The sequence below is a fragment of the Microbacterium sp. K41 genome (genome assembly GCF_004794395.1).
GTDB classification, from domain to species: Bacteria; Actinomycetota; Actinomycetes; order Actinomycetales; family Microbacteriaceae; genus Microbacterium; species Microbacterium sufflavum.
Window position 1 is genome coordinate 1 of record NZ_SSDO01000219.1, and the last position, 2,922, is coordinate 2,922.

Sequence of the window (2,922 nt, forward strand, 5' to 3'; positions counted from 1 at the left end):
AGGAATCCTGGTCGGCCCTCCCCGCCCCGGGCGCGGCCCCCCGCCGGCTGCTCGCCCTCGTCGACCCCGCACTCACCGACGACCCGTCCCCCCTCCGGGCCGCCTGGACGAGCAGCCGCGGTCTCACGGATCCGCGGGCCGAAGGACGACTGCGGGAGGCCCTGGCCGACGAAGGCGTTCCGGCGGGCGCTCCGGATCAGGCGGATGCCGTCGCGGTCGTGCTGGTACCGGGAGCGGCAGCGGCCGTGCAGTTCGCCGTGCACCTGCGCGAGGACCGCCCGCACCTGCCCCTGGCCTTCGAGTCGGGACGCGTGACCGTGGGCCCGCTGGTGATTCCTGGCGAGACGCCGTGTCTCAGCTGCCGCGACATCGAGGACACCGAGCGCGACCCCGCGTGGCCCCTCGTGCACAGTCAGCTGATCGGGCGCGACCCCGGGCGCATCCCCGCGTCGCGAGTCGGCGAAGCCGCTCGACTCGCGGCCGTCCTGCTCGCCTCGTCCGACCCCGCCCGGCTCGTGCGGGTCAGCGCCGACGGGCGGCGCGTGTGGCGTTCGGTGTCGTTTCGCGCAGAATGCCTGTGCCGCGAGCCGTCGTCCCCATCTCGGCCAGGAACCGCGACGGTGCCCGCTCCCCTCGACCTGCCGATCGCGACCAGGAGATCTCCAGCGTTCGCGCGGCCCGCGTGACGCCCACATACGCCAGCCGCCTCTCCTCGTCGATCGCCTCGAACGTCGTGGCGTAGGAGATCGGCAGCGCGCCCTCCGCCCAGCCCGCGAGGTACACGTGCGGCCACTCGAGGCCCTTCGCCGCGTGCAGCGTGGACAGGGTCACGGTGCGCAGCGTCGGCTCGTGCTGGTCCTTCGCCCGCGCCATCAGCGCGTCACTGAACGACCGCAGCGTCTCGTCGGGTCCCGCCTCCTCCGCCAGGCGCAGGATCGCCCGGCGCGCCTCCCAGCCGTCGCGCTGCGCACCACCCGCGGCGGGCGGCTCCTCCGTCAGACCCAGCTCCTTCAGCACGCGGCGGACACCGGGCAGGAAGCCATGCTCGGTCGGGGCCACGGCCGCGGCCCGCAGTGCGAGGATCGCCTGCCGCACCTCCGGCATCGCGAAGAACCGGGTGCCGCCGAGCACCGAGGTGGCGATGCCCTCCGCGGCGAGCGCCTGCTGCAGCACGGCCGACTGGGCGTGGGCGCGGTACAGCACCGCGATCTCGGCGGGCGAGGCTCCGGCCGCGATCCGGGCAGCGACACCGGCCGCGATGCCCGCCGCCTCGTCGGACTCCGAGTCGTACGCCGTGACGGTCGGGGCGTCCGCAGTGAACTGTTCGCGGGCCGGGACGAGCTCGAGTGCGCCGGGTCGACCCCGCATCAACGCATTGGCCGCCGTCAGGATGGGCTCCTGCGACCGGTAGTTGGTCTCCAGTCGCACAACCGTGGCATCCGGGTGGCGGCGCTCGAACTCGAGCAGGAACCGCTGCTCGGCGCCCGCGAAGGAGTAGATCGTCTGGCTTGCGTCGCCCACCACGCAGATATCGCGGCGGTCGCCCAGCCACAGCTCGAGCAGTCGGTTCTGCAACGGGGAGACGTCCTGGAACTCGTCGACCGTGAAGTGGCGGTACTGCTCGTGCACCGAGGCCGCGACCCGCGGCTCCGCCTCGAGCATCCCGGCGCACGCGAGCAGCACATCCTCGAAGTCGAGCTGATGCCGCTCGTCCTTCAGCGCCTCGTAGCCGCGCATCAGCTCGACGAGCTGTCCCGCGTCGATCCCGCTGACGGGTCGGCCGAGCTCCGCGTACCGGTCGATCGACAGCATCGACACCTTGCGCCACTCGATCTCGGAGGCGATGTCGCGCAGGGTCGCCGTGCTCGGTCGCAGGCGCAGCGCGTCGGCCGCCTGCCCGAGCATGCGCACCTTGTTGTCGATGATCGACGGCGCGGGCGAGCCAGCCAGCGTGGGCCAGAAGAAGTTCAACTGCGCGAGCGCCGCCGCATGGAACGTGCGAGCAGCGACGCCCTCCACGCCCAGGGCACGAAGGCGTCCGCGCAGCTCGCCGGCCGCCTTCGCCGTGAACGTCACCGCCATCACGCGCGACGGCGAGTACGCGCCGGTGTCGACGCCGTGGGCGACGCGGTGCGTGATCACACGGGTCTTACCCGTCCCGGCCCCCGCGAGCACGGCGACGGGTCCCCGCAGGACGGAGGCCGCTGCCCGCTGCCGCTCGTCCAGGGCGTCGAGTGCGCTCACGCGCGCTCCTCGTACCACTGCACGATCAGGGCGCGCGCGATCGACGCGGGGCCGGGGAGACCGACCGGCCCCTCCCCCGCGAGCGCGGAACCGATCTCCTCGCGCGTGAACCAGCGCACGTCGATGATCTCCTCGCCGTCCGCGCGGGCGGCCGCCTCGTCCTCGACGACGGCCCGGAATCCGACCATGAGCGAGCGGGGGAACGGCCACGCCTGCGAGGAGACGTACCGCACGTCGGAGAGACGCACGCCCGACTCCTCCTCGATCTCCCGGTGCACCGTGGACTCGAGGGACTCGCCCGCCTCCGTGAAGCCCGCGAAGCACGAGTACATGCGGCCGCCCCAGTTGGCGTTCGCCCCGAGCAGCAGCCGCTCACCGTCGGCGCTCTCGACCGCGACGATCACCGCGGGATCCGTCCGGGGGAAGTGCTCGCGCCCGCACACCAGGCAGCGGCGCGACCAGCCGGCCTGACGCAGCTCGGTACCGCCGCCGCAGGTCGGGCAGAACGGCGCGTCGCGCAACCAGCCGGCGAGCGCGACGGCTCCCACCAGCACCTCCGACTCCCCGGCGTCGATGCGGCCCCCCAGGTCGCGCAGCCCGAGCCAGATCTCGTCCGGAGCAGCGTCGAGGGCGTCGGTCTCCGGCGGCGCGGCGGCCAGGAGCAGCACCGCGCCGTCG

The 2,922-nt window shown here is 73.7% G+C and carries 3 protein-coding genes; all 3 read right to left on the reverse strand.

Annotation, left to right across the window (positions count from 1 at the left end; translation table 11 throughout):
• Nucleotides 1–284: hypothetical protein (locus tag DW309_RS19875; protein ID WP_205812646.1), on the reverse strand; the 284-nt coding region annotated here is incomplete at its 3' end.
• A 238-nt stretch (nucleotides 285–522) separates the two neighbouring features.
• The gene (locus DW309_RS05970) at nucleotides 523–2,244 is read right to left on the reverse strand and encodes an ATP-dependent helicase (RefSeq protein ID WP_136044842.1); all 1,722 of its coding nucleotides are present in this window, start codon (nucleotides 2,242–2,244) and stop codon (nucleotides 523–525) included.
• Nucleotides 2,241–2,922: NAD(+) diphosphatase (nudC, locus tag DW309_RS05975; RefSeq protein ID WP_136044843.1), on the reverse strand; the 682-nt coding region annotated here is incomplete at its 5' end. The genes DW309_RS05970 and nudC, both read right to left, overlap by 4 nt.